We start from the raw sequence: 25,771 nt of genomic DNA, 5'->3' as shown, positions 1-25,771 counted from the left end.
TTTCTGACGTTGGAGAAACCCGATGTATCCGGAACTCGGACAGCTTGCACTGATTCTCTCGTTGCTGCTGGCAGTACTTCTCTCCGTGGTGCCGCTTGCGGGCGCTCTGACCGGGCGTGACAGCCTGCAGGCATTTGCCCGGCCACTGGCGTCCGGCATGTTTGTGTTCACCGCCCTGGCGTTTGCGATCCTGACCCACGCCTTTCTGGTGGATGACTTCTCGGTGGCCTATGTGGCCAATAACAGCAACAGCATGTTGCCCTGGTACTACAAGTTCAGCGCGGTCTGGGGCGGCCATGAGGGCTCGTTGCTCTTGTGGATACTGATGCTCATAGGCTGGACGCTGGCCGTTGCCATCTTCAGCCGTAAACTGCCTTCGGTGATGGTATCCCAGGTGTTGTCGGTTCTGGGCATGGTCTCCGTTGGCTTCCTTCTGTTTATCATTCTGACCTCCAACCCGTTTGACCGTCTGCTGCCGAACGTACCGGCAGATGGGCAGGATCTGAATCCGCTGTTGCAGGACATCGGCCTGATCATGCACCCGCCCATGCTCTATATGGGTTATGTTGGTTTTTCGGTGGCCTTTGCGTTTGCCATTGCGGCATTGATCAACGGCCGACTGGATGCGGCCTGGGCTCGCTGGTCGCGCCCCTGGACCACGGTTGCCTGGTCCTTCCTGACGGTGGGCATCGCCCTGGGCAGCTGGTGGGCCTATTACGAGCTTGGCTGGGGCGGCTGGTGGTTCTGGGACCCGGTTGAAAATGCCTCACTATTGCCCTGGCTCTCGGGTACCGCCTTGATGCACTCGCTGGCAGTCACGGAAAAACGCGGGGTCTTCAAGAGCTGGACCGTGTTGCTGGCTATTGTCACTTTCGCACTGAGCCTGCTGGGTACCTTCCTAGTTCGTTCCGGTGTGCTCACCTCCGTTCACGCCTTCGCGTCGGATCCGGAGCGAGGCAGTTTTCTGCTGGCGCTGCTGGGCATTACCATTCTGGCCAGCCTGACCCTCTATGCCTTCCGGGCGCCGGTAGTGCATGTCCGCTCCCGTTATGGCTCTCTGTCCCGGGAAATCTTCCTGCTCCTGAACAATGTCTTGCTGGTATCTGCCACGATGCTTGTGGCCATCGGCACGCTTTACCCGCTGGTGCTGGATTATCTGGATCTGGGCAAGCTGTCTATTGGTGAACCGTTCTTCAATACCACCTTCAGTCCTCTGGCGGTGGCAACTGGCCTGCTGCTGGGCGCAGGCATTTTCTCGCGTTGGAAGAAAACCGACGGCGGCTGGCTGGCCCGCAAGCTGCTGTGGCCGCTGGCCGTCAGCCTGATTGCCAGCGCGGGGGTGATGATCGGCTACGGAGGGTTTGCACCCTGGGCCTTCCTGGGTGTGTTTGCGGCCATGTGGGTAGCGGTGGCCACCGCCTGGGACCTTTGGGATAAATCCGCCTCCCGCAAAGGGCGCTGGCATGGCCTGAAGCGCCAGTCCCGCAGTTACTGGGGCATGGTTCTCGGGCATCTGGGGCTTGCCATGGTGATGGCCGGTGCGACGGTGGTTTCCAACTACGGGATTGAGCGTGATGTGCGCATGCAGCCGGGTGACCGCGCTATGGTGGGGGATTATGAGATTGTATTCACCGACATTGGTGAGCGTCGTGGCCCCAACTTTACCGCTCAGTACGGCAGCTTCAATGTTTACCTGGATGGGGAGATCGTGACTGACCTGCATCCGGAAAAGCGACAGTATCCGGTTGGCATGAGTGTGATGACCGAAGCGGACATTGATGCCGGCCTGTTCCGGGATATATTTGTAGCCATTGGTGAGCGTATCAGTGACGATGCCTGGGCTATCCGGCTGCAGTATAAACCGTTAGTGCGATGGCTTTGGCTCGGATCCCTGGTGATGGCCATTGGTGGATTCCTGGCGATTGCCGACAAGCGATACCGTATTCGTGTGCGCGATGAGGAAGCCGTGAAAAGCGGCGAGCCGGCAGCGCCGGGTAAAGTGGCGGAGGCGTCCTCATGAAGCGGATATTGCTGTTCCTGCCGCTGGTGATTGCCGTCGGCGTGGGGATATTCCTGTTTGCCGGCCTGGGCAAGGACCCCACCAAACTGGAATCCGTGCTGATCGGCAAGCCCGTTCCCGAATTCAGCCTGGAGTCTCTGGACAATCCGGAGGTTCAGTTGGATCCCTCAGTTTTCCAGGGCGAAGTGTCCTTGTTGAATGTATGGGCCGAGTGGTGCCCCTCATGCTGGGATGAGCATGAATACCTGATGTATCTGGCCCGGGAACAGGGAGTTCGTATTGTGGGCTTGAACTACAAGGATCAGCGGGAAAGTGCCTTCCGGTTCCTGAACCGGCTGGGCAATCCCTACGAGACCATTATCTTCGATCCGAAGGGAACGCTGGGTTTTGACCTGGGCGTGTATGGCGCGCCGGAAACCTTTGTTATCGACGCTGAGGGAGTGGTGCGCTATCGCCACGTAGGTGTTGTGAACCAGAAAGTCTGGGATGAAGTGCTCTTGCCGGTTATCGCTCAGGCCCGGGGGAACAGCTGATGCGTTTGTTGCCTGCTTTCTTTGCCGTATTGATGATGCTCTCGGGGCCGGCAATTGCCGAGGTGTCTGAAGTCTATGACTTCGATACCCGGGCTGAAGAACAGCGTTATCAGCAATTGATCTCAGAATTGCGCTGTCCCAAGTGTCAGAACCAGAACATCGCCGATTCCAATGCGCCGATCTCCAAGGATATGCGAGACGAGGTCTACCGCATGATGCAGGATGGGGCCTCCAATGAACAGATCGTGGGTGCTCTGGTCGACCGTTTCGGCGAGTTCGTTCAGTACAAACCGCCGGTGGATAACCGCACCATTCTACTCTGGGCCTTTCCGGCGATTGCCACCATTGGCGGTTTTCTGATTGTGGCCGGTGTGGTGTGGCGTGCCCGCAGGCGTGAAGACGAACCGCCCCTGAGTGCGGAAGACCGGGCCCGGGCAGAGCAGATTCTGGCCAGTCAAAGTGACAAGGCTGACCGCCGATAACTCCCATTCATTTCGAGACGTGACGATATTTCCATGACCGATACCTTCTGGATTGCCGGGACCGTACTCATTCTGGTGGCCCTGGCCTTTGTGCTTTATCCAGTCTTTTTCCATAAACCCCGGGCCCGCCTGGAGGCGGATCTGCGTAATCAGAACCTGCTGGCCTATCGCACCCGGCTCAAAGAGCTGGAGGATGAGCATGAGGGCGGCATACTGGATGAAGAGAGCTACAAACAGCTGAAGGAAGAGCTGGCCGGTGCCATGCTTGATGATGTACCGGAAGAGCCGATTACTCAACGGCGGGTCCCTGGGCGCCGTAGTGCCATGGTTGTTGCCTTGGTGGCGATCCTGGTATTGCCGGTGGGCACCTATTTGGGTTACCAGGAATGGGGCGCCATGGATCAGGTGGAGCAGTTCCTTGCCATGCAGGAAATGGACGCCACTCAGGGCGACCAGACGGCCCGCATGGCGGAACTGGCGGACCAGCTGCGCCAGCGGCTTGAGGAAAGTCCGGACAACGCCGATGGCTGGGCAATGCTGGGGCAGACCTACATGCGTCTTGAGCGCTATGAGCAAGCGGCTGAGGCCTATCGTCGTCTGGCCGATGTGGTGTCTGAAGATCGGAACGCCAGCGCCGTAGCTTTGGGGTTAGCAGCTCAGGCCAACTATTTTGCCAGTGAAGGCGAGATGACCCCGGCGGTGATCGATGCCATTGCGGCTGCCCGGGCCCTGAACCCGGACGAAGTCAATGCACTGGGGCTGATGGGCATCAATGCCTTCGGCCAGCAAAACTACCGGGAAGCCATTGAATACTGGCAGCGTATTACCGAGGTGGCACCGGACCATCCGCAGCTTGGGGCCATCCGTGGCGGTATCGAGGAGGCCTACCGACGCCTGGGTGAAACCCCGCCGGGCCAGGTTGCATCCGAGCCTCAGCAGGCTGCTGGTCCGGGTGTATCTTTACGGGTATCGCTGGACGAAGCTTTGCGAGAGCAAGTGGCTGACAATACCGTGTTGTTCATCTTTGCCCGGCCGGCGTCTGCGGCGGGCGGTGCACCGGTTGCCGTTGCCAGAATGACAGCCGGCGATCTGCCTGCCGAAATCCGGCTGGATGATCGTTATGCCATGTCCCCTGAATCTGCGATTTCTGGCCAGGACGATGTGGTGGTGGTCGCCCGCTTGAGTCGTTCCGGAAGTGTTAATCCGCAGCCCGGTGACTGGGAGGGCCGGGTTGAGGCAGAGGTGCTGCCCCCGGCGGAAGCGGAACCACCTGTCGAGTTGGTGATTAATCAGGAACTGACCAACTGAATGTGAAAAGCCCGTCACCTCGACGGGCTTTTTTCTGGATCGGAATCAGCGCGAGAGAGACGAGGGATACAGCGGTGGCAGGTCTGGCGATGACGCTTCTTTGCCCTGACCGGTGTTCCGGCGCATGCTTTCCAGCTCCCGTTGCAGTTGCTGTCTCGCATTTTCACCGTGGGTACGGTGCTGGCCCGAATACAGTCCCGCCTGAAAACGATCAAAGGCGGTTTTCAGCGAGCTGTCCTCCGTCAGCTTGAACAGATCTGAAACGGAATCAAACGAGTGCTGTGGGAAACGTAGCCGGGCCCAGCGCAGCAACAGCGTTGACGTCTCCCCGGAGCCTCGTCTGACAGCCGCCAGTAGTGCTTCAAACGCCTGACGTTCGTTCTTGATGCTGTCATCTTCCGGCTCATTGTGGCCGGACGCTGGGGTTTGGCGAGCCCGCCACCAGAGCGCAAGGGTCAGCAGCCAAAGCACCGCAAACACAACCGTACCCCAGAGCCAAAGGGGGTTGCCGGAGGCGTCTGAACCAGAGGCTGTATCCGGGCTTGTCGTAACCGGCAGTTCGGTGGGCGCCGCAGAATCGTCTGGTGTCTGCGCGGGCGGGGCGGCGGTGGCATGGTCGCCGGTTATCCGTAAACGGCGCTCCGGCAACACGGCTTCCTCAAGCTGGTTGGTCTCGGTGTTCCACCAGGGTATACGGATCGCGGGCAGGGTGGTTTCACCCGCCTGGACGGGCACCAGGGCGGTCGCCTGTTGCAGCGTGGCGCGAAGCCCCTCCGGAGTGGTTTCGGTATTGCGCAGGGGCTGTTCCGGGTAGCTGCGGATGGCATCCGGTACCTCCTGGGCGATCGGCGGCAAGGCCTCAGCGGGCAATCCCCGCGCCTGCAGGGTCACTTTCCGGCTGAGATTGCTGCCGACGGCGAGTTCCTGGGTAGAGGGCAGGCCTTCGTCGCTCAGGGTCAGACTTCGTGCTGGTAACCAGGGCTGATTGTCCGGATATCCGGCAGGTACGGGTTTGACCGGAACGTCATAGAGTTGCTGCCGGTCACGAAGGAAGCGCAACTGGCCCGAGGCATCCCTGGCCTGGCCCTCAAACCGGATAGGCTCCAGGCTGAGAGTGCCTGGTGTTTGGGGAAAGATGGCGTAACGCCGCTCAACCACCCGATACCGGATACCATCGCGATAGCGGGTAAACTCACGCTGTTTGCCAAGTGATTCGATGATGGCGTCCGGGTGCTCAGGCTCCGACAGCTCTCCCCGGATCAGGTTGCCGGAGAAGAACAACTGTATGGTCAGTACCAGCTGTTCCTGAACATACACTTCCGCCTTGTCTGCGGACAGCTCGATAAAGCTGTCACGGCTGGCCGCCGGTTGATCCGGCGGGGTGCCGGAAATAACCTCGATGTCGACCGGGTCGGAAACGGAATCCTTGAACGTCAGTTCGGGAATCGTCAGTGTCCCGGTGCGTGCAGGGGCGAGCTGATAGGTCCAGGTAATCTCGCCTACCATCTCGTTGTTGACGGTTTGCACGCTGTAGCGCTGGTTGCGGGCCAGAATCTCGAAATCCGGCTCGACCTTTTCGATATCGGGCGACGGTAGCTGTGACAGATCGAAACTGAATAAATTGCTCAGATTGATGTCGATTTTCATGGAGCCCTTGACGGTCAGTGTCAGTACCTCACCTTCGTAGAGCTGGGTTCGATCCGGTTCCACCACCAGTCTGTCGGCAGCATGACTGACGGCTGACAGGAGCAGTAGCAGGAATGTCGCGGCAAGGGAGAGAACGCGCGTTACCATGGTGTGTCGCCCTCATCGGGTGTTGTCTGTCGTTGTTGGTACTGTTGCAGGAACTTGCGCTGCAACAACCCGCCGGGGTTGTCCGGTATGCGGCGCAGCCACTGTTCCTGGCCCTGGCTCAGGGGTTGTTCTGATATTTCGGCCGGCGCACTGGCAGGATTCTGCCTCTCGCCGGAAGGCTCATCCGGGCTTGCCTGGGCATTCGCCTGTTGCTCTTGTGCGCCATTCTCCGGATGTGGCTCTCCGGCGTTTTCCTGTGAATTTTCGCCGTTCTCGGAGGGCTGCTGTTGCTCGCCAGGGCGGGGATTCTGATTCTCGCCATTGTTGTTTGCGGAATCCTGTCCGGCGCTGTCCTGGTTGTCATTGCCCTGGCCGCCGGAGGCGTTCTGCTGTCCGGGATTCTGATCGTTGTTTTCCTGGTTGTTGTCGCCTTCTCCCTCGCCCTGGGATTTCTGTTGCTGGTTCAGGAGCTGCTTTACCAGTTGCTGATTGAAGTGCGCATCTTCGAAATCCGGCTGCTGTTCCAGTGCCTGCTGATAGGCGTCTATGGCTTCTTCCAGTTGGCCGGCCCGGGCCAGGGCGTTGCCCCGGTTGTAGTCACCAACGGCACCGGGTTGATTGGCAAAGGCTTCCGCGGCGTCGCTGTACTGGCCATCACGATAGAGTGCTGAGCCGCGCCAACCCGGCTGCTCCAGAACGGTGGCCGCCCTGGCCGGATCCTGCTGAATGAGGTCCGGGCCACGCTGGTCTTCGCGCTGCCACAGGCTGCCCCAGTCCAGGGCCTGAACCGGGCGCGGCGCGCCTGCCAGCGGAATCAGCGCAAAGGCGAGAATGGCAAAGGCTCCCCGGCGCCAGCCCAGAATCAGTAACGGCAGGGCCAGCCAGAGCAGCCAGTAACCGTCGTCCTGCCAGCGATTAACGGTCATGCCGTCCTGTTCGTTCTGCCATTCATCGGTGTGGGATGGCTCCAGCGCCAGGGCGCGAATGTCCTGGTCATCCAGGGTCAGTTCGTGGCTGGTTCCGCCATTGATGTTGGCCAGTTGCGCCAGGGTGTCTGGTTCGGCCTGGCTGATGACAATCCTGCCGTTGTCCCGAATGAATCCACGCTTTGCCAGGGGGATGGGGCCGCCTTCACGGGTGCCCACCACCAAAGTGTTCAGAGGGTAGGAGGTATCTGCCAGCTGCTGGCGGATTGCACTGTGTTGACGTTCCGGCACCGCCTCGGAGATCAGCAGGATGCGACCCTGGCCCGGTGCGCCCTGGTCCAGCAGGTCGACCGCCTGCCGCACGGCCAGATCGGCGCGGTTGCCCTGGGCAGGCATGATGGTGGGGTCCAGCACGCTAAGCATGGCCTCAATGGTGCGGGTGTCGCCGGTAAGTGGCGTTACCGTGTGGGCGTCGCCGGAATAGACTACCAGGGCAGTCAAACCGCCTTTGCGCTGGTTGAGGATGTCGCGGACCTTGCGCTTGGCCAGGGTCAGCCTGTCCGGTTCTACGTCGGTGGCCAGCATCGACAGAGACAGATCCAGCAGAATGACCAGGCTGTCCTGGGTCTGTTTCAGGGGTGTCGGCGCCTGTCGCCAGCTTGGCCCGGCGAGGGCGACCGCCAGCAAAACCAACGCCAGACTCAAGGGCAACAGGGGAGAGCGGGTGGTGCCAGTGCTCTCGTTGGCCCGGGAACGAATCAAGGGCTGTAACAGGTGAGCGGGGATGTATCGGGCCCATCCGGTCTCACCCTGGCGAAGTTGATGTCGGGCCAGAAACAGGATCGGAACCGCCAGTAACAAAATTAACCACAAGGGTCGCAGAAAATGGAAGTCAGCCATGGCCAGCCTCCGTGGCAGTGTTTTGCTGATAACGGTTGGATGCCAGTCGCAGGGCAATCAGTAGCAGCCAAAGCCCGGCGGCCATGCCGGCGGGCCAGGCGTAGAGTTCTGTCACCGGCCGATAGAACTGGCCATCCTGTTCTATCGGCTCGAGCTGATTGATGCTGTCGTAGATCATTTCCAGTTCGGGCAGGCTTCGGGCCCGGAAATACCGGCCACCGGTCTGTTCTGCCATTCGCGTGAGTAGTTCTTCATCGAGATCCCGTGAGGGATTGACCCGCCTTGATCCCAGCAGCCCGCGCTGGATCATGGTATCGGCGCCGATGCCGATGGTGTAAAGCCGCACGCCAGCGGCCTGGGCGATTTCTGTGGCCTTGTCCGGGCTGACCTGGCCGGCGGTATTTGCCCCGTCTGTCAGCAGGATCACCACTCGCTGTTCCTGGGGGCGTTCGCGCAGACGTTTCACCGATAACCCGATAGCGTCCCCGATGGCGGTGGCCCGGCCTGCCATACCCAGGCCCGCCTCGAACAGCAGGGTCCGTACCGTTTCCCGATCGAAGGTCAGTGGCGCCTGAACGTAGGGTTCTGTGCCGAACAGAATGAGCCCCAGCCGATCACCTTCGCGCTGGTCAATGAAGTCATCCAGCACGCGTTTGACCGCCTGCAAGCGGTTGATGCTGCGGCCCTGAAGTACCATGTCCTGTTCGTCCATGCTGGGAGAAATGTCGACCACCAGCATCAGATCCCGGCCCGTTACGGGCATCTGGATCTCCTCCCCCACATGCTGGGGGCGGGCCAGGGCCACCACCAGGCACAGCCAGCCCAGCAATAACAACAGCTGGCGCCAGAGCGGCGTTGATCGCCCCCGGGAGCTTACGCCCGGCATTCCGGACAACCAGTGCCCGACCGGAATGACGGGGGCATCCACCGGTTCGCTCTGCTGCTTGCGGTTACCAAGCAGCAGCGGCAGCAATGCCAGTAACAGCGCCCACGGGTAAGCCAGACTGATCACGACTGGGCCTCCAGCCAGGTTCTGGCGAACGCCAGTGCCTGTTCAGTCTGCGCGAGGGGCCGGGGTTGCCAGGTGCTTGTAACCATGGCCTCGACCAAGGGCCGGGAGGCGATGCGGTCTTTCGGCGCGGTTTCCAGGAGGAAGTTGATCCATTGCTGCCCGGTCATGGCCTCGGGATGCTTTTCCGGATGGCTCTGTCGTGCCGCACGTTTGAGCAGGGCATTGAGCGCTGCGAACCATTCCGGCGTCGGCCGGGCCTTGCTTTCAAGCTGTTGCAGTTCGGTCCGGGCGCTGCGTTTCCAGCGGTGCTTCTGACGCTGACGGTGCCACAGCCAGGCAAGTGCCAGTGCGCCGACAATAACCAGTATCGCCAGCAGCCACCAGCCTGGAGCCGGCGGCCACCAACCACCGGTAGCTGGCAACTGGATATCACGAAGTTGTGCCAGGGGATCCTGAGGGTTCATCCGATGCGACCTCCCGGGCCCAGCAGCAGGCGCAGGGCCGTGGCCGGATCCTCTCCGGTCGACAGAGTTGCGGAAAACACGCCGGATGCCCGAAAACAGTCTGCCAGACGTTGCTCATGAGCGTCGATTTTGTCTTGCCAAGCCTGCTGGAAGCGAGGATTTGAAGCATCAAACCAGATCGGGCCGTCCGGGCCAGCAACGGCAAACCGGCCGGATGAAGGCAGGGCCTTTTCCAGCGGATCCTGAATCCGTATGGCGCTGACCGAGTTGTGCCGGCTCATGGCGCCCAGCAGGGTGGTGGTCTGCTCGGTGATATTCATGAAGTCACTGATGATAAACACGCGGGAGCCAGTGTGTGTGACCCGGCGGGCTTCTGCCAGTGCCGTATCCAGCCCATGGCTGGCGTTCGTTGCGGGGGTTGGCGGTGTTTTGCCCTGGTGCTGGTGGTTGGCCAGATGATCCAGCAGGCGCAGGACGGACTTTCGGCGCCGGGCGGGCCGCAGCACGGCCAGACCCCGGTCATTGAACACCAGACCGCCCACCTGGTCACCCGCCCAGAGTGCCAGCCAGGCCAGCAGAGCCGCAACCTGGGCACTTCGGACTTGTTTGTAGGCGCCGGCACTGGCAAAGAACAGGGTCGGCCCGAGATCCACAATCAACAATACAGGCCGCTCCCGCTCTTCCTCATACAGCTTGGTGTGCGGTGCCTGGCGCCTGGCTGTTACCCGCCAGTCTATGCTGCGAATGTCGTCACCGGGCTGGTACTGTCGCACCTCAGAAAACGTCATCCCGCGGCCTTTCTGCCGGGACTGGCGTAGCCCGGCCTGGCGGGACCGGACCGGTTTTACCGACGGCAGCTTCAGAGCTCGTGCATCTGCCTGCAGGCGCACCAGCTCCGGCAGGGTAATGAACGTGGCTGGGCTGGAATCTGCCATGACGCTGTTATGGTCTCCTGTCAGCACCACCTCAGGCGGCAACCGGAACCCGGTCGATCAGCCGTTGCAGCACGGAATCGGCGGTCATGCCTTCGGCCTCGGCCTCAAAGGTCAACAGAATCCGGTGGCGCAGCACATCGTAAGCCATGGTCTGGACGTCGTCCGGTGTCACGTAGTCCCGGCCATCGAGCCACGCCAGCGCCCGGGCGCAACGGTCCAGGGCGATAGTGCCGCGGGGGCTGGCGCCGAAGGCGGTCCAGCGCGCCAGTTCAGGGTCCAGCGCTGCGGCATCGCGGGTGGCCAGAATCAACGCCAGCAGGTACTGCTCCACAGGTTCCGCCATATAGATATCCGACACCGCCTGCCGGGCGGCCATCACCTGTTCCTGGGTTAGACGAATGTCTACGTTCGGGATTCCCTGACGGTAGTCACTGCGCGCAAGGTGCAGAATCTCACGCTCGGCATCGGCAGAGGGATAGTCGATCACCACATGCATGAGGAAGCGATCAAGCTGCGCTTCGGGCAGCGGGTAGGTGCCTTCCTGTTCAATCGGGTTCTGGGTGGCCATCACCATGAACAGTTTGGGCAGGGGAAAGGTTCTCATACCAACGCTGATCTGGCGTTCGCCCATGGCTTCGAGCAGGGCCGACTGGACTTTCGCCGGTGCGCGGTTGATTTCATCGGCCAGCACCAGGTTATGGAATATGGGGCCGCGCTGGAATTCAAAAGTGCCGGTTTCAGCGCGGTAGATTTCGCTGCCGGTGACATCGGACGGCAGCAGATCCGGAGTGAACTGAATGCGATGAAAGTCGCCCTCCAGATGGTCGGCAAGTGCTTTCACCGCGGTGGTTTTGGCCAGCCCCGGCGCGCCCTCAACCAGAAGATGGCCATCGGCCAGAAGGGCAATCAGTAGCCGGTCGACGAGTTTGTCCTGGCCAATAATGCGCTTGGCCAGTTGTTCTCTGAGATCACCGAACGTTTGCTGTAACGACATGAAATTGACTGCTCTTGGTTTTTGAAATCCTGCGTAGGTAGTTGCCGCAGTTTTGGCGTCTGGCCGGCAAAAATCAAGGGTTTGACTATGCTTATGTGACGATACCCTGATTACGTTTCTTTCACACAAACCAGAGGTTGGATATGAATGCGCTGACAATCGCCAGCAAGGATCAGTTTTTTGAGCAGTTGGCCGATGCGTTCTCAGAAAAGATTGCAAAAACCGAGGCGAAGAAGATCGCCGATTTTGCGCGACAGCATTACGCCCATATTCCTCTGGAGGAGCTGGTCAGTCGCCGCTTCTCGGATACCTACGGCGCCGTTCTGGCAGCCTGGCAGTTCCTGCAAAAGCGCAGTGCCGATGAAACCCCTGTTTCAGTGTTCAACCCGGATCTGGAAAGCGACGGCTGGCAGTCCACTCACAGCGTTATTTTTATTCTCCATCCCAATATTCCGTTTCTGATTGATTCCCTGCGCATGGCCATCAATCAGCGGGAAATCGGCACCCATTCCATTCAGCACTCCATCCTGCGAGTGGAGCGGGACGACAGTGGCAAGCTGAAGAAGCTGCACACCACCAAAAAGGCATCGAAGGACGCAAGCTACGAAGCATTCATCGTGCTTGAAATCGACCGACACAGTGCGCCGGAAGATCTTCGCGACCTGGAACAGACACTGCAGAAAGTGCTGCACGAAGTACGCATTGCGGTGGGAGATTTCCCGATCGTGAAAGAGAAAGTCAGCGAGATCGTCAAGGAGCTGGATGCCACCACGGCGGGAATCAGTGAAGAAGGCAAGGACGAAGCCCGGGCTTTTCTGACCTGGCTGGTGGATGACCACTTCACGTTTCTGGGGTACGACGAATACGACTTTGCCAAGGACAAGCAGGGCATGGTGGTGCGCCGGGTGGAAAACTCGGAGCTGGGTATTCTTAGAGTCAACAACGAACGCCCTGATCGGGTCCGGCTGAATGAGCTGCCGCAGCGTACCCGCCATGAAATGACCCGTTCCGATGACATCTTCATCTTCGCCAAATCGGCGCAGCGGTCTCGCGTGCACCGGCCGGCCTATCCGGACTACATCGCGGTCAAGAAATTCAACAGCAAGGGTGAAGTGGTGGGCGAACGCCGCTTCCTCGGTCTATACACCGCTCGGGTCTACAACGAGCGGCCCGATGAGATTCCGCTGTTGCGGCGCAAGTTCCAGAGCGTGATGAAGCGGTCCGGTTTCCTGACCGACGATTACGCCGGCAAGGAGCTGGAACAGATCCTGACGCTCTACCCGCGGGACGAGCTGTTCCAGATCGAAACCGATGAGTTGCTGCGCGTTGCCAAGAGCATTCTCTACATCCAGGAGCGTCGCCGCATCGAGCTGTTCATGCGGGAGGACGTATACGGCCAGTTTGTGACCTGCCTGGCCTTCTTCCCCAGGGATATCTACAACACCGAGTTACGCCTGAAGGTGGAACAGGTGTTGCTGGACCGCCTGGAGGCTGAGGACATTGAGTTTGTTACGCACTTTTCCGAATCGGTGCTGGCCCGGGTGCAGTTCACCATCCGGGTGCCGCAGGTGGAAAACCGCCAGTTGCCGCTGGCGGAAATCCGCGACAAGGTCATTGAGCTTGCCCAGTCCTGGCGTGATGGCCTCTACGAGGCTCTGAGCGAGGCTTACGGCGAAGAGCAGGGCAACGAGCTTTATCGTGTCTGGGCGGGCGGTTTCCCGGCCAGCTACACCGATATGTTCTCGCCCCGCCGGGCCGCTATCGACCTGGAGCACATCACCGCCTCTGCCCGTGATGATGATCTGGCCATGAGCTTCTACCGGGCTCTGGAAGAAGACGAGAACACGCTGCATTTTAAGCTGTTCTATCCGGATGAGCCGCTGCCACTGTCGGATGTGATGCCGATTTTCGACAATCTCGGTTTCCGGGTGATTGGCGAGCACCCGTTTGAGGTGATTGACCGAACGGGTAAAACGGTTTGGATTCATGACTTTACCCTGCAGTCCCACACTGGGAACGTGGTGGATATTCACCGTATTCGCCCGATTTTCGAAGAGTTGTTCCGCCGGGTCTGGCACGGTGAAGCCGAAAACGACGCCTTTAACCGCCTGTTGTTGTCCTCCTACATGAGCTGGCGTGAGATCGCGTTGCTGCGTACTTACGCCCGCTACATGCGCCAGATCCGGTTCTCCAACAGTCAGACGTTCATTTCCAACACGTTGGTCAACCACGTCAACCTGACACGGATCCTGCTGGAGTACTTTGAGGTTCGATTCAACCCTGAGCGTTTCAAGAGTAAGGGCAAAAGCGAGGCGGCCCAGCAGAAACTGGAAATCGAATTCAACGCCGGCCTGGATGAAGTGGAGAACCTCAGTGAGGATCGCGTGCTACGGCTGTATCTGGAGCTGATGCAGGCGACGTTGCGCACCAACTACTACCAGCTGGATGGCGAGGGCCAGCCCAAGCCCTACATCAGTGTGAAATTTGACCCGTCGCAGATTCCGGACATGCCGCTGCCATTACCCATGTTCGAGATCTTTGTGTATTCCCCTCGTGTGGAGGGGGTTCACCTGCGTGGTGGCAAAGTGGCCCGTGGTGGTTTGCGCTGGTCGGATCGGTTCGAGGACTACCGCACAGAAATTCTGGGCCTGGTAAAAGCGCAGCAAGTGAAAAATGCCGTCATTGTGCCGGTGGGCGCGAAGGGTGGCTTTGTGGCCAAGCGCCTGCCCGATCCGTCTGACCGGGAGGCATTCCAGGCAGAGGGTATTGCGGCCTACAAAACATTCATCCGGGGCTTGCTGGATATCACAGATAACCTGGTGGATTCCGGCATCCAGCCGCCGGAGCGGGTCATCCGCCATGACGAGGACGATCACTACCTCGTGGTGGCGGCTGACAAAGGCACCGCCACTTTCTCCGACATCGCTAATGGCCTGGCCGCGGAATATGGCTTCTGGATGGGAGATGCCTTCGCCTCCGGTGGCAGTAACGGTTATGACCACAAGAAAATGGGCATTACTGCCCGGGGCGCCTGGGTTTCGGTGGAACGGCACTTCCGTGAGATGGGTATTAACCCGGCTGTGGATGAGTTCACCGCCATCGGTATCGGTGATATGGGTGGGGACGTGTTCGGCAATGGCCTGCTGTGCTCGGAAAAAACCCGGCTGGTGGCCGCCTTCAACCATATCCACATCTTCATTGACCCGACCCCGGACACCGAACGCAGCTACAAGGAGCGTAAGCGCCTGTTTGAACTGCCGCGTTCCGCCTGGACCGATTACGACAGCAAGTTGATTTCGAAGGGCGGCGGCGTTTTCAGCCGCAATGCCAAGTCCATTCCGGTCAGCCCAGAAATGAAAAAGCTGCTGGGCATCAAGGCGGACCGCGTTCCGCCCAATATGCTGATCAGTCACATCCTCAAGGCCGAAGTGGACCTGCTCTGGATTGGTGGTATTGGCACTTACGTGAAGGGCAGCGGTGAAAGCCACTCCGATGTGGGCGACAAGGCCAATGATGGCCTGCGGATCAATGGTGCCGAGCTGCGCTGCAAGGTTGTAGGTGAGGGCGGAAATCTCGGCTTCACCCAGATGGGGCGGATTGAATACGCCCTGAAGGGTGGTCGCCTGAATACTGACTTCATCGACAACTCGGGCGGCGTGGACTGCTCTGACCATGAAGTGAACATGAAGATCCTGCTCAACCGGGCGGTGGCCATGGGCGATCTGACTGGCAAGCAGCGCAACATCATGCTGGAGGAAATGACTGATGATGTTGCCTCGCTGGTGCTGAAGAACAACTACCGTCAGACCCAGGCCATCAGTATCGCCAGCGAGGATGCCGCCACCCGGCTGGAGGAGTATCGTCGGCTGATGAATACCTTCGAGAGCGAAGGCAAGCTCAACCGGGCACTGGAGTTCCTGCCGGATGACGAAACCCTGTCAGAGCGCAAGCTGGCCAAGAAAGGGCTGACGCGGCCGGAACTGTCGGTGCTGATTTCCTACGTCAAAGGGGATCTGAAGCAGGTGCTGATCGACAGTAATCTGCCGGACAATCCTCTGCTGGCGGGTGAGATGTACAAGGTCTTCCCGCGGGATCTGACCAAGCGTTTCTCGAAAGAGCTGGGTGAACACCAACTGCGACGGGAGATCATCGCAACCCAGATCGCCAACGACATGGTTAACCACATGGGCATTACCTTTGTGGAGCGCCTGAACCAGTCTACCGGGGCGGACGCAGCATCCATTGCCCTGGCCTGGATTATTGCCCGGGATGTGTTCCGCATCGACAGCTGGTGGGACAAGATTGAAGCGCTGGATTTCCACGTTTCCGCGGATCTGCAGATGGAGTTGATGCAGGATCTGATGCGTCTGATGCGTCGGGCTGTGCGCTGGTTGCTTCGTAATCGCCGGGCAGAACTCAATATCCAGAGTCACATGGAGCGGTTTGCCGACAGCGTCTGGGCCATTACCTCGGGTCTGCCGGAATACCTTGGCGACCAGGCTCGTGCCAATTGGGAAAAACGCAATGATCAGCTGATGGCTGCGGGTTTGCCGAAGGAACTGGCGTCGGTGCTGGCAGGAACCGGCTATCTGTATTCCTCTCTTGGTATTATCGAGGCACAGGAAGCCACAGGCATGCCGCTGAAAACGGTGGCCAACCTGTACTACGATCTGGGTGACCGTCTCGACCTGACCTGGTTCGCTAATGCCATCGCAGCGTTGACGCCAAGTTCCCATTGGCAGGCCCTGGCGCGGGAAAGCTTCCGGGAGGATCTGGACTGGCAGCAACGGGCTCTGACCACCGGTGTGCTGAAAACCGCTGAAAGCCCGGAGAAAGTCACCGATAGTGTGAACGCCTGGGAGCAGCGCAACCAGCACATGATTGATCGCTGGAACGCGATGCTGGCGGAACTCAAAGGTGTAAGGGAACCGGAATACGCCATGTTCTCGGTCGCACTGCGGGAGCTGCTGGACCTGGCGCAAAGCACCATGCACCAGAGCCCGGAAGACGTAACGACCAACTGACTATTGCGTTATGTCGTTGATTCCCGTTCAATCCCGCAGCGGGAATCAATGGCAGGAGCAACAAGATAATGGCACCACTGAAACATCTACTGGACAAGAACCGGGCCTGGGCCAATGGCATCAAGTCGGTGGACCCGAAGTTCTTTGACCGGCTCTCGAACCAGCAGGCACCGGAGTACCTGTGGATCGGCTGTGCCGACAGTCGGGTACCTGCGAACCAGATTGTGGACTTGCTCCCCGGTGAACTTTTCGTGCACAGAAACGTGGCCAACGTGGTTGTACATACAGATTTCAACTGCCTGTCGGTGCTCCAGTTCGCCATCGAAGTGTTGAAGGTCAAACACGTATTGGTGGTGGGGCATTACGGTTGTGGTGGCGTGCGCGCGGCATTGCTGAACGAAGGCTTTGGCCTGATTTCAAATTGGCTCCGCCATGTTCAGGACGTGCGTGACCGTCACCAGTCCGTACTGGACGCCATTCCCAATGTGCAGGACCGGGTAGACCGCCTGTGTGAGCTGAACGTGGTAGAGCAGGTAGGGCATGTGTGCCAGAACAACATCGTTCAGGAAGCCTGGCGTCGCGGCCAGCCATTGACTGTGCACGGTTTCGTTTACGACGTGGCCGACGGTCTGTTGAGGGATATGGGGCTCTCGATCGCCAGTGAGGCAGACCGGGAAACGATTCGTCAGTCCAGTCTGGATGAGCTGATCGAACGACCGGTTCGCTCCGGGCGCCAAAAAATATAATGCGAAGAATGTCAAAAACTGTCAAAAAATCGTGATGCTCGTCACTTCCTGACCCGTGGCGTCATCACAGTAGTGACCTTCTGCGTCTGTTACAGTAGCAACTGTAAGCAGTAAGGGAGGTAAACCATGAAAGAACTGATGCAGAAAGCCCTGCAGGCACTGGGAACCCGCAGAAACGAAAGTTCTGCCATGGATAGCGCAAGGGCTGAGGCCAAGCGCACCGAAGCACGCACCCCGGAAGATTGGGGAATGTCACCTGAAGACGCCCTGCGTGTGGGTACGGTTGCACGTTACAAATAATATCTGGCTCTTCCCGGGCGGCCCCAGAGGCCGACCCCGATAGCGATAGCCCCGACTGATGCCACAGGGCAGACTCGGGGCTTTTTTCCGGTTAGCATACGCGGCTCATGATTCTGGCAATGGTCCGCTACCCATGTCTGCACTGCCCAATACCCACGAAGTTCTGCTCCGCAATGCGCATCTGTTGAATGGACGCCCAGCGCTGTTAGGCGTCTCGGATGCATCGCTTTTGCCCCGATGCCCGGTTCCCGGTATCGCGATGACCGAGCACGCCGGTCTTTGGCAAATCCTGTCCCATGACACTGACTGGGCTGGCTGTTTTGGTTACGAGCCAGATCGGCAGCAGCAGGGCTCTTGCGATACCGTGGTGGTATTTTTGCCTAAAGCCCGGGCTGAGTGTGAGCTCCGCCTGGCTTTGGCTCGTTACCTCGGCAAACCAGGTGCGGCACTGGTGGTTATTGGCGAGAAGAAGGAAGGCATTGCCGGTGCCATAAAGCAGTTTTCCGTCGTCGCCGGGGAGGTTGTAAAGGTCGACAGCGCCCGCCATTGCCAGGTCTGGTGCGGCAGAAATACCCAACCCCTGACCGAATTCCGGTTGACTGACTGGCTCAGCTGGACGGAGCTTTCCTGCGCTGGCGTGGCGCTCTCTGTTGCCGGCTTGCCAGGCGTTTTCAGTCTGGGTCGACTGGACGATGGCACCCGGATGTTGTTGGAAACCCTGGCTGAGTCACCCCTGGGTGTCGATCGGGTGCTCGATTTCGCTTGCGGTGCAGGTGTTATCGGGTCCTGGCTGCATGGTTTTCATCAGTTGGCGGGGAAGAAGCCAATTCGAGTAGATGGGACCGATGTTCAGGCGCAGGCCGTGTTCTGTGCCCGGGAAAGTTACCGTAAGGCAGGGGTAAACGGTGAGATTTTTGCCGCTGATGGCCTGGCTGCCGTTCAAGGCAACTGGCCGGCCGTGATCAGCAACCCGCCTTTCCACACCGGTGTAAAAACCGATACATCCATGACCGAGCAGTTCCTGGCCCAGGTGGCCGCTCATCTCGCGCACGGCGGCGAGCTGAGGCTGGTGGCCAACAGTTTTCTGCCGTATGAAGCCCTGATTCGACAACACATCGGCCCGGTTGAGAAACTCGCGCAGGATCGGCGATTTACCGTTTACCGGGCATTTCGGAAAAAGTCGGGCTGAAAAACAGACAGAAAAAAGCCCCTGGGGTAAGGGGCAAAAGATCTTGTCCGGAAAAATGCGGCCGGCCAGCCGGGTCAGGGCTGGGGCATGACCGGAAAGGGTGTTCGGCGTGAACACCCCTAACTTAGGTTTAATTTCTAGAATAAACAGCCTAAAAGTGTTTATTTTCCCGAAAGCTGCCAACGGAAGCCCAAAATGACAACTGCCAGACTCCAGACACCTGCCGGTGAACTCCGCCTGATCCGGCCAGGCGGAACGGCTGGGCTGCGCGCCTGGGACGCTGCCGACGAGTTGTTGTTGTCGGCTGCGGAGCCTTATCTGGCAGACGGTTTGCGCGTGCTGGTGGTGGACGACCAGTTTGGTGCTCTGACCCTCGGGCTTGCCTGCTATCAGCCGCAGACAGTTGCCGACAGCGCGACGCTCGCACACTCCGTGTTGACGAACGCTTCGCTCAATCCGGGGTTACCCGACTGCCCGACGGTTTTGAACTGGCGCCGGCCACCCTCAGGGCCCTTTGATCTGGTGCTGCTCCGTATTCCCCGTCAGGCCGGTTATCTGGCCTGGTTGTTACGGTGGCTCAACAGCGTGCTGGCGGAAGACGGACAAATACTGGCGGGCGGTATGATCAAGCATCTGCCCGATCGTAGTGTTGATGTGTTCGCCAGTGCGGTGGTCACCGAACAGGTGTTGCCTGCCCGTAAAAAGGCGCGGGTAGTGGTGTGTCGTGGTGGCTCGGCCACATTGACGGAATGGCAGGAGCAATGGCGTGGCTACCCGGTGGCAGGATTGCCCGGGCCGGTCGAGGCGCTGCCCGCAGTATTTGCCAGAGATAAGCTGGATATTGGCACGCGGGAGTTGTTACCGCTGATTCCTCAGGCGGTTAGTCGAGTGCCCCCGGCCGGGCGGATTCTGGATCTGGCGTGTGGAAATGGCGTGCTCGGGTTGTCTGCGCTTGCCGGCAGGCCGGGCGCCGAAGTGCATTTCAGTGACGTATCCAGCCAGGCCATTGCCAGTGTTGAGCATAACCTGAGCCGGTATGAGGGCGGCGATTGCGTGCACTTATGGCATCAGGACGGCATCGCAGATGATTTGCCTGACTACCAGCTTATTCTATTGAACCCACCCTTCCATGAAGGTGGGGTGGTGGGCGATCACATCGCACTGAGACTGTTCAGGGATGCCGCCCGGCATCTGGCGCCGGGCGGTCGCGTATTGATGGTGGGCAATCGCCACCTGGGGTATCACCGTTCCCTGAAACAGTACTTCAGCAGCGTTGAACAGAGAGCTGCAAGCCCGAAATTCGTGGTGTTCGAAGCCCGGAATGGCGCGGTGTGAGTCTCAGACCGTCGCCGGGCGATCGTAGCCGAGGCGCGCGAGGGTATCCACGATGGTCTGGGTTTGACTATCAATCTCGATGTTGACCTTTTGCCCCTTGGTGGCCTTCCCGAACGTGGTGGCACGCAGGGTCTCCGGGATAAGGTGGACGTTGAAGCGGTTACCTTCCACCTCGCCAATGGTCAGGCTGGCGCCATTGACGGCAATGTAGCCTTTGGGGAAGATGTACTTCGCCCAGGTTTCCGGTAGTTCGAACCAGAGGGTCACGTTGTTTTCCGGCCGCAGAATATCGACGATGGTTGCGGTAGTGTGGATATGGCCACTGAGCAGATGGCCGCCGATTTCATCGCCGATTCGGGCGGCGCGCTCGAAGTTGATTTCGTCGCCGGGTTTCAGGTCGCCGAGGGTGGTCAGGCGCAGGGTTTCCTGCATGGCGTCGAAGTACAGCCGTTGGCCTTCCTGGCGGGTAACCGTCAGGCAGGTGCCGTTGATGGCAACCGAGGCACCGATGGTTACGCCCTGAACCCGATCTTCCGGGAAATCGATCAAAAAGGTACTCAGGCCCGGCGCCGCGATCACGTTTTCGACCCGTGCAATGCCCTGAACGATACCGGTAAACATACATAATCTCCTGAAACCCGTTGATTGGCGCAAGCATACCGGTGCCTGCCGGTATTGCCAAGAAACCCGCAAACCGGGTATGCCGGCAAAGCCGACATTCAAGAATTGTTCGTAAAGGTCGATACTTGGCTAAAGAACCCGAAGAACAGTGACCTCAATGGCGGAAAATACAGCAGTAGACAAGACCGATTCGGCCAATGCTTCCGGCGCGGTGCTTCGCCCCGGCCGGGCCGCTGATCCGGTGCCGGCGACACCGGAATCTGCCCTCAATGCCGCGCAAAGAACCGCTGCTCTGCAGGCTGACGATGACCAGGGCCCGAACGCTGAATCTGGCAGCGAGCAGCCCGGGGCGCAGGAATCGCAGGATCGGACTGCCGAGACCGGGCCGGAGACCCCGGACATCGAGCAGGCGCTGGCGGAGTCGCGACAGCGCAAGCTGCGTCTTATGCTAAGGCAGTGTGACCGGGTTCTGCTGATGGACTTCAACTTGCTGGCTATGTCGGACTGGCCGGATAACTATCAGATGGCAGCTGCGCGGCGTAGCCGGGACCTGTGGATCTTCAGTGCCCTTTTGGCTGCGACGTTTTTCCTCAGTGGTTTGACCGGTTTTGTGCCGGCCTGGGTGGCCGGTGGCGGCTTTGGTGCCTTCGTGATTATTCTGTTGCTTGGTGTGCCGTTCATCCGTCGGATCTACACGTCCAGGCCCTCCTATATGGATTTGATCATACGGCGGCAGCGCATGCTCCGGGATGCCCGCAAACATGCGGCTCACCTCGAGGGCAAGGAAGGGCTGATCTGGCAGTGCGCGCGGATGGCAGAGTACAACCCGGCACTGCGCCATACCCGTTTCAGCGAATTGCTCAGACTGTCTGAGCAACGGGTGTTGCCGCGCTATCTTACCCGGCGGGAACATGTTCGGCTGTATCTTATCTATCTGCTGGAAGCTGAGAAAGCTTATGGCAAAGTCCAGCAAGCGTTTTTCGACGGCAATCAGGACGCGATAGACCGGGGTTGGCAGGCAGTGGCGGCGGTTCCTGAAGACCGAGCTTGACATGACAGGCCTTCAAACGTATGTTTCAAACAGACGTTTGCTAGAGGCTCTGACAACAAAATGGCGCAGTCTGATACCGTTGACCGCATTCTTGACGCTGCCGAAGAGCTGTTTGCCGAGCGTGGGTTCTCGGAAACATCGCTTCGAATGATTACCAGTAAGGCTAAGGTAAATCTGGCCGCTGTCAATTATCACTTTGGGTCTAAGAATGCCCTGATCCACGCCGTGTTCGCTCGGTTCCTGACGCCGTTTTCGGCCACCCTGGAAACCGCCTTTGATGAACTCGAAGAGCGTTGTGATGGCCAGCCGCCCACGCTGAACCAGACCCTCTGGGCGCTCACTGAAAGCGCCGTGCGTATGCCTCAACGCAATGAGAAAGGCATATCCATCTTCATGCGCTTGCTCGGTCTTGCCTATACCCAGTCTCAGGGCCACCTGCGTAAATTCCTCGAACAGGAATACAGTGAGCCATTTGGTCGTTTCATGCGCTTGCTCAAAGAGGCCACGCCCGAGTTGTCCTCGGTCGATCGCTACTGGCGCATCCAGTTCATGTTGGGGGCGACGGCCTTCACCATGTCCAGCAGTGATGCCCTGATTGATATTCTGGAAAACAAGCTGGGCGTTGAAACCACGGTGCAGGAAATTGCCGCGCGCCTGGTGCCGTTCCTGGCCGCAGGCATGAAGGCTCCAGACAAAATGCTGGTGCCGCCTACCAATTCAGGCGTTTCGGTTGCCTGAACTCCCCCGCCTCGGGTAGTCTTCCCTCTGGTTTGCAGCCGGAGGGAAGTCGTTACCAATGCCCGATAACAAGCCCCCCGGGGTTACCCTGTCCATTGATATCGCCAATCAGTTCCTGACACTGGCTACTCAATCGGGTGATATCATTGCCCGCTACCCGGTATCCACCGGCCTGAATGGCCCCGGCCAGGCCGACGGCAGTGGCTGTACCCCTGTTGGCGAGCATTTTGTCCGCGCCCGAATCGGGGCGGGGCAGCCATTAAATACGGTGTATCGTGGGCGCCGCCCCACTGGCGAGATATACAGCCAGAGTCTGGCGGCAGCGAACCCGGGGCGCGACTGGATTCTTACCCGTATACTCTGGCTTTGTGGCTGTGAATGGGGGCGAAACCGTGGGCCGGGGGTAGACACTTTTCGTCGTTTTATCTATATCCACGGTACGCCGGACAGTGAACCTATGGGAGTTGCCAGATCCCATGGCTGCATCCGGATGCGCAATACCGATATTGTTGAGCTTTTTGACCGGGTTCCAGCGGGGACTCCGGTCAGTATCTATTAATCCGTATAATTCAGAGGGACAGGATGATTGGCGAAGTTTTAGGTGTACTGAATGGCTGGATAGAGCAGTTCGGGTTGCTGTCTGAGGGTTGGCGGGCCGGTGTGCTGATTTTCCTGCTGGTGCTGGGCACGGCGGCGGTTGCCTATATTGCCAGTCATGTGATTTCTGCGCTGGAGCGCAAATTCGCCAGCACTCATAACCTTTGGGATGATGCTATTCTGCACGCGGTCCGTCGCCCTGTCGTGGCTTTCGTGTGGCTCCAGGGGGTGTATTGGGCTGCCGAAGTGGCTCACCATTTTTCCGAGGCTGAGGTCTTCAAGGCTAACGGAACGTTGCTTCAGATCGGTTTTGTCTGGGTGGTGGTCTGGTTTTTTATTCGGCTGATCAAACAGTTCGAGAATATCCTCACCTCTCCGATCAAGATGCGCAAGCCGATGGATTACACCACGGTCAATGCCATCAGCAAGCTGTCGCGAGCGGTCGTGATTATTACCGCAGCGCTGACCGCCCTGCAAACATTGGGGTTCAGTATTTCCGGGGTGCTGGCCTTTGGTGGTGTGGGTGGTATCGCCGTTGGTTTTGCTGCCAAAGACCTGCTGGCAAACTTCTTTGGCGGCTTCATTATTCACCTGGACCGCCCTTTCAAAGTGGGTGACTGGGTGCGTTCCCCGGATCGCAACATAGAAGGCACGGTAGAGCACATCGGATGGCGACTGACCACCATTCGCACGTTCGACAAGCGCCCGCTTTATGTCCCCAACGCGGCGTTTACCACCATCGCGGTGGAGAACCCGTCCCGGATGACCAATCGCCGGATCTACGAGACCATCGGCATTCGCTATGCCGATGTGCATTCCATGAAAACCATCGTGGACGAAATCCGGGAGATGCTGAAGAATCATGAAGAGATTGATGCCAACGAGACCTTGATTGTTAATTTTCTGGCATTCAATTCATCGTCACTGGATATCATGGTGTACACCTTTACCAAAACCACCCAGTGGGTGCGTTTCCATGAGGTGAAGGAAGATGTGTTACTGAAAATCAGTGACATCATCGAAAACCATGGTGCCGAGGTGGCCTTCCCGACGCGCACGCTGCATCTGCCGGATGGGGTGCGGGTAGACGGGCGTGATTCCTCAAAACGTGAGGACTCAAACGACAAGTCCTCGGACAAGGACGCTGATTCCGGAAAATCCGGAAAAAATATCGATCATGATGGCGGTTACGGTGAAGCCGATTCAGATTCCGGAGACGGGGAATGACAGTAACGAATGACAATGTGCCGGTAGGCATTATCGGTGGTACGGGGCTGACCAGCCTGAGCAATATCCAGATCACCGGAGAAGAGACAGTGACAACTGCGTGGGGTGAGCCCTCTTCCGCGCTGGTGCGGGGGCAACTGGGTGATCAGCCTGTTATCTTTCTGGCGCGTCATGGTAACCCGCACCGGATTCCGCCCCATCAGGTCAATTACCGGGCCAACATTCAGGCGTTGCATGATGCCGGCGCTCGGGTGCTGGTGGGTGTAAACGCGGTTGGTGGCATACATGCCAATATGGGGCCGGCCCACATCGTGATCCCGGATCAACTGATCGACTATACCTGGGGCCGGGCCAGTACTTTCTTCGAAGGCGAGCTGGAGGAAGTTACACACATTGATTTTACCTGGCCCTACGATCAGGAAGCGCGTCAGGTGTTGATTGATGCTGCTCGCGCGGCGTCGCTGTCATTTTCCGGGTTTGGCGTCTACGGCGCGACGCAGGGGCCCAGGCTGGAGACGGCGGCGGAAATCCGCAGGATGGAGCGGGATGGCTGTGACATCGTTGGTATGACCGGCATGCCCGAGGCAGTGCTGGCGGCAGAGCTGGGCTTGCGGTACGTCAGCCTCGGGCTGGTGGTGAACTGGGCTGCGGGTAAAACCGACCACATTATTACCATGGCCGAGATTGAAGAAGCGATTGCCCAGGGCATGTCCGGCGTTCGTCAGATTCTGGAGCGTTCCATGGCAAGTCTGGGGCAGCTTGCGCTTACCCCTCGATCTTCTTGAAGAAAACCAGGACGCCGACGGTGGGGGAGTCGATGAAGTGGATTTCCTCACTGCGCATCCGCCGCGTTTCACGAATCCAGGTCACCAGTTCTACTGGTGCCGGACGAAGTTGGTAAGCGGTACCGGTGCCTTCTGATGCTGAACCACCGGTTTCGCTATCAAGTGTATTGCCCGAGTCCTGATCGGAAAACTCCGCAACCGCTTCGGTCTGAGGCGGTGTTTCAGGCTCTGCCGGCAGAGCCTCGGGATCATCGCTGACGGCCCAGTGGTTAAGCTGCACATTGACGTGCAGGTAGCGCTGGCGGTCGATGGTTATCTGGCCTTCCACCGCTCGCTGGCCAGACTCGGCCAGCCAGTCACCGATTGCGACACGCAGAGGTTCGCCCTCGTAGTCGGGCGGAAAGGCTTCATACCAGCCGGCACTCGCCAATACCCGGTAGTTACCGCTTCGCTCGAGCCGGTTGGCCGCCTCGCCCAGGTGCAGTTGGTTGCGGGGTACCAGGTTGAGTTCGGTTACCCGCTCCCCGGATTCCTGCTCCACCCAAAGGGTTTTGCCGGCCGCTTCGACAGGTTCCACCGACTTGTTCGCCATCTGCTCTTCAATGCCGGCCGGGTCCACCAGACGCTGTAAAATCACCAGCTCTGCCCGGTAGTAGTCGTTCGGGACATTGCCTGAAGCGCCCTGGGCCCACAGGGTTGCCGGTGTGAATGCAACTGAGGCGAACAGCGCGGCACTGGCCAGGGTTTGCCGGGAGCATAAAATGTGAGCTTGCAAGGGCGTTACTCCACC

22 protein-coding genes are annotated in these 25,771 nt (G+C 59.0%); 14 read left to right on the top strand and 8 right to left on the bottom strand.

From position 1 onward, the window contains the following. Window positions 1-22: 22 nt before the first annotated feature. From JIF53_RS08180 to ccmI, 4 genes are read left to right on the top strand one after another with little or no spacing between them, the layout of a single operon-like run. Window positions 23-2,020, top strand: coding sequence for a heme lyase CcmF/NrfE family subunit (locus tag JIF53_RS08180; RefSeq protein WP_199452227.1), 1,998 nt, complete (start codon window positions 23-25; stop codon window positions 2,018-2,020). Next, window positions 2,017-2,553, top strand: a complete 537-nt coding sequence (locus JIF53_RS08175; protein ID WP_199452226.1) for a DsbE family thiol:disulfide interchange protein — start codon at window positions 2,017-2,019, stop codon at window positions 2,551-2,553. The genes JIF53_RS08180 and JIF53_RS08175 overlap by 4 nt, the downstream gene beginning before the upstream one ends. Beyond that, window positions 2,553-3,035: a cytochrome c-type biogenesis protein gene (locus JIF53_RS08170; protein ID WP_014421062.1), complete on the top strand. Its 483-nt coding sequence runs from the start codon at window positions 2,553-2,555 to the stop codon at window positions 3,033-3,035. Before JIF53_RS08175 ends, JIF53_RS08170 begins: the two co-directional genes overlap by 1 nt. A 33-nt stretch (window positions 3,036-3,068) precedes the next feature. Continuing rightward, window positions 3,069-4,343, top strand: a complete 1,275-nt coding sequence (gene ccmI / locus JIF53_RS08165) for a c-type cytochrome biogenesis protein CcmI (protein ID WP_199452225.1) — start codon at window positions 3,069-3,071, stop codon at window positions 4,341-4,343. A gap of 45 nt (window positions 4,344-4,388) precedes the next feature. On the opposite strand, the gene JIF53_RS08160 is transcribed toward ccmI, so the two are convergent. The 6 genes from JIF53_RS08160 to JIF53_RS08135 are packed head-to-tail and all read right to left on the bottom strand — an operon-like array spanning window position 4,389 to window position 11,368. Next, entirely contained in the window at window positions 4,389-6,137 is a 1,749-nt protein-coding gene (locus JIF53_RS08160; RefSeq protein WP_199452224.1) for a BatD family protein, read from the bottom strand. Beyond that, complete coding sequence (locus JIF53_RS08155; protein WP_199452223.1) at window positions 6,131-7,963, bottom strand: VWA domain-containing protein; 1,833 nt, start codon at window positions 7,961-7,963, stop codon at window positions 6,131-6,133. Before JIF53_RS08155 ends, JIF53_RS08160 begins: the two co-directional genes overlap by 7 nt. Beyond that, window positions 7,956-8,975 (bottom strand): vWA domain-containing protein, encoded by a 1,020-nt coding sequence (locus tag JIF53_RS08150; protein ID WP_199452222.1) that lies wholly within the window; start codon window positions 8,973-8,975, stop codon window positions 7,956-7,958. Before JIF53_RS08150 ends, JIF53_RS08155 begins: the two co-directional genes overlap by 8 nt. Then, on the bottom strand, window positions 8,972-9,439 hold the full coding sequence (locus JIF53_RS08145) for a DUF4381 domain-containing protein (RefSeq protein ID WP_199452221.1): 468 nt from the start codon (window positions 9,437-9,439) through the stop codon (window positions 8,972-8,974). Before JIF53_RS08145 ends, JIF53_RS08150 begins: the two co-directional genes overlap by 4 nt. Continuing rightward, the gene (locus tag JIF53_RS08140) at window positions 9,436-10,374 is read right to left on the bottom strand and encodes a DUF58 domain-containing protein (protein ID WP_199452220.1); all 939 of its coding nucleotides are present in this window, start codon (window positions 10,372-10,374) and stop codon (window positions 9,436-9,438) included. Before JIF53_RS08140 ends, JIF53_RS08145 begins: the two co-directional genes overlap by 4 nt. A 31-nt stretch (window positions 10,375-10,405) precedes the next feature. Continuing rightward, complete coding sequence (locus tag JIF53_RS08135; protein ID WP_199452219.1) at window positions 10,406-11,368, bottom strand: AAA family ATPase; 963 nt, start codon at window positions 11,366-11,368, stop codon at window positions 10,406-10,408. Window positions 11,369-11,511: 143 nt separating this feature from the next. Here JIF53_RS08135 and JIF53_RS08130 point away from each other — a divergent pair, with 143 nt between their 5' ends. The 5 genes from JIF53_RS08130 (at window position 11,512) to JIF53_RS08110 (ending at window position 19,962) form a co-directional block, all read left to right on the top strand. After that, complete coding sequence (locus tag JIF53_RS08130) at window positions 11,512-16,392, top strand: NAD-glutamate dehydrogenase (RefSeq protein ID WP_199452218.1); 4,881 nt, start codon at window positions 11,512-11,514, stop codon at window positions 16,390-16,392. Between the two features lie 68 nt (window positions 16,393-16,460). Continuing rightward, a complete protein-coding gene (can, locus tag JIF53_RS08125) occupies window positions 16,461-17,138 on the top strand; it encodes a carbonate dehydratase (RefSeq protein WP_011785417.1) in 678 nt (225 codons plus the stop codon). A 126-nt stretch (window positions 17,139-17,264) separates the two neighbouring features. Then, window positions 17,265-17,438: a hypothetical protein gene (locus tag JIF53_RS08120; RefSeq protein WP_014421070.1), complete on the top strand. Its 174-nt coding sequence runs from the start codon at window positions 17,265-17,267 to the stop codon at window positions 17,436-17,438. 133 nt (window positions 17,439-17,571) lie between these two features. After that, entirely contained in the window at window positions 17,572-18,627 is a 1,056-nt protein-coding gene (locus JIF53_RS08115) for a class I SAM-dependent methyltransferase (protein ID WP_031210457.1), read from the top strand. Window positions 18,628-18,822: 195 nt separating this feature from the next. Beyond that, window positions 18,823-19,962: a class I SAM-dependent methyltransferase gene (locus JIF53_RS08110; RefSeq protein ID WP_199452217.1), complete on the top strand. Its 1,140-nt coding sequence runs from the start codon at window positions 18,823-18,825 to the stop codon at window positions 19,960-19,962. A 3-nt stretch (window positions 19,963-19,965) separates the two neighbouring features. Here the strand turns inward: JIF53_RS08110 and JIF53_RS08105 are convergent, their stop codons facing one another. Then, complete coding sequence (locus tag JIF53_RS08105; protein ID WP_199452216.1) at window positions 19,966-20,583, bottom strand: riboflavin synthase subunit alpha; 618 nt, start codon at window positions 20,581-20,583, stop codon at window positions 19,966-19,968. A 157-nt stretch (window positions 20,584-20,740) separates the two neighbouring features. Between JIF53_RS08105 and JIF53_RS08100 the strand changes: the two genes are divergently transcribed. Genes JIF53_RS08100 through JIF53_RS08080 form a run of 5 tightly spaced genes read left to right on the top strand, consistent with a single transcriptional unit; the run spans window position 20,741 to window position 24,981 of the window. Further along, window positions 20,741-21,634 carry a hypothetical protein gene (locus JIF53_RS08100; RefSeq protein ID WP_199452215.1) on the top strand — a complete coding sequence of 298 codons (894 nt, stop codon included), beginning with the start codon at window positions 20,741-20,743 and terminating at the stop codon, window positions 21,632-21,634. Between the two features lie 60 nt (window positions 21,635-21,694). Next, a complete protein-coding gene (locus JIF53_RS08095; RefSeq protein ID WP_199452214.1) occupies window positions 21,695-22,372 on the top strand; it encodes a TetR/AcrR family transcriptional regulator in 678 nt (225 codons plus the stop codon). A gap of 58 nt (window positions 22,373-22,430) precedes the next feature. Beyond that, the gene (locus JIF53_RS08090; protein ID WP_199452213.1) at window positions 22,431-22,931 is read left to right on the top strand and encodes a L,D-transpeptidase; all 501 of its coding nucleotides are present in this window, start codon (window positions 22,431-22,433) and stop codon (window positions 22,929-22,931) included. Between the two features lie 23 nt (window positions 22,932-22,954). Beyond that, window positions 22,955-24,196 carry a mechanosensitive ion channel family protein gene (locus tag JIF53_RS08085; protein WP_199452212.1) on the top strand — a complete coding sequence of 414 codons (1,242 nt, stop codon included), beginning with the start codon at window positions 22,955-22,957 and terminating at the stop codon, window positions 24,194-24,196. Beyond that, window positions 24,193-24,981 carry an S-methyl-5'-thioinosine phosphorylase gene (locus tag JIF53_RS08080; RefSeq protein WP_199452211.1) on the top strand — a complete coding sequence of 263 codons (789 nt, stop codon included), beginning with the start codon at window positions 24,193-24,195 and terminating at the stop codon, window positions 24,979-24,981. Before JIF53_RS08085 ends, JIF53_RS08080 begins: the two co-directional genes overlap by 4 nt. Here JIF53_RS08080 and JIF53_RS08075 read toward each other — a convergent pair. Beyond that, window positions 24,962-25,756, bottom strand: coding sequence for a CsiV family protein (locus JIF53_RS08075; RefSeq protein WP_199452210.1), 795 nt, complete (start codon window positions 25,754-25,756; stop codon window positions 24,962-24,964). The two genes, JIF53_RS08080 and JIF53_RS08075, sit on opposite strands and share 20 nt — an antisense overlap. Window positions 25,757-25,771 lie beyond the last annotated feature (15 nt).

The organism is Marinobacter sp. bablab_jr008, assembly GCF_016464145.1.
Taxonomy (GTDB): Bacteria; Pseudomonadota; Gammaproteobacteria; order Pseudomonadales; family Oleiphilaceae; genus Marinobacter; species Marinobacter nauticus.
The sequence above is the reverse complement of the archived record's forward strand: the minus strand, read 5'-3'. Positions and strand labels throughout refer to the sequence as shown.

Coding starts and splice junctions, on each gene's coding strand:
- JIF53_RS08115 (WP_031210457.1), top strand. CDS start 17,572: ATGTCTGCACTGCCCAATACCCACGAAGTTCTGCTCCGCAATGCGCAT.
- JIF53_RS08175 (WP_199452226.1), top strand. CDS start 2,017: ATGAAGCGGATATTGCTGTTCCTGCCGCTGGTGATTGCCGTCGGCGTG.
- JIF53_RS08095 (WP_199452214.1), top strand. CDS start 21,695: ATGGCGCAGTCTGATACCGTTGACCGCATTCTTGACGCTGCCGAAGAG.
- JIF53_RS08160 (WP_199452224.1), bottom strand. CDS start 6,137: ATGGTAACGCGCGTTCTCTCCCTTGCCGCGACATTCCTGCTACTGCTC.
- JIF53_RS08135 (WP_199452219.1), bottom strand. CDS start 11,368: ATGTCGTTACAGCAAACGTTCGGTGATCTCAGAGAACAACTGGCCAAG.
- JIF53_RS08140 (WP_199452220.1), bottom strand. CDS start 10,374: ATGGCAGATTCCAGCCCAGCCACGTTCATTACCCTGCCGGAGCTGGTG.
- can (WP_011785417.1), top strand. CDS start 16,461: ATGGCACCACTGAAACATCTACTGGACAAGAACCGGGCCTGGGCCAAT.
- JIF53_RS08085 (WP_199452212.1), top strand. CDS start 22,955: ATGATTGGCGAAGTTTTAGGTGTACTGAATGGCTGGATAGAGCAGTTC.
- JIF53_RS08080 (WP_199452211.1), top strand. CDS start 24,193: ATGACAGTAACGAATGACAATGTGCCGGTAGGCATTATCGGTGGTACG.
- JIF53_RS08145 (WP_199452221.1), bottom strand. CDS start 9,439: ATGAACCCTCAGGATCCCCTGGCACAACTTCGTGATATCCAGTTGCCA.
- JIF53_RS08155 (WP_199452223.1), bottom strand. CDS start 7,963: ATGGCTGACTTCCATTTTCTGCGACCCTTGTGGTTAATTTTGTTACTG.
- JIF53_RS08180 (WP_199452227.1), top strand. CDS start 23: ATGTATCCGGAACTCGGACAGCTTGCACTGATTCTCTCGTTGCTGCTG.
- JIF53_RS08110 (WP_199452217.1), top strand. CDS start 18,823: ATGACAACTGCCAGACTCCAGACACCTGCCGGTGAACTCCGCCTGATC.
- JIF53_RS08105 (WP_199452216.1), bottom strand. CDS start 20,583: ATGTTTACCGGTATCGTTCAGGGCATTGCACGGGTCGAAAACGTGATC.
- JIF53_RS08130 (WP_199452218.1), top strand. CDS start 11,512: ATGAATGCGCTGACAATCGCCAGCAAGGATCAGTTTTTTGAGCAGTTG.
- ccmI (WP_199452225.1), top strand. CDS start 3,069: ATGACCGATACCTTCTGGATTGCCGGGACCGTACTCATTCTGGTGGCC.
- JIF53_RS08170 (WP_014421062.1), top strand. CDS start 2,553: ATGCGTTTGTTGCCTGCTTTCTTTGCCGTATTGATGATGCTCTCGGGG.
- JIF53_RS08090 (WP_199452213.1), top strand. CDS start 22,431: ATGCCCGATAACAAGCCCCCCGGGGTTACCCTGTCCATTGATATCGCC.
- JIF53_RS08100 (WP_199452215.1), top strand. CDS start 20,741: ATGGCGGAAAATACAGCAGTAGACAAGACCGATTCGGCCAATGCTTCC.
- JIF53_RS08120 (WP_014421070.1), top strand. CDS start 17,265: ATGAAAGAACTGATGCAGAAAGCCCTGCAGGCACTGGGAACCCGCAGA.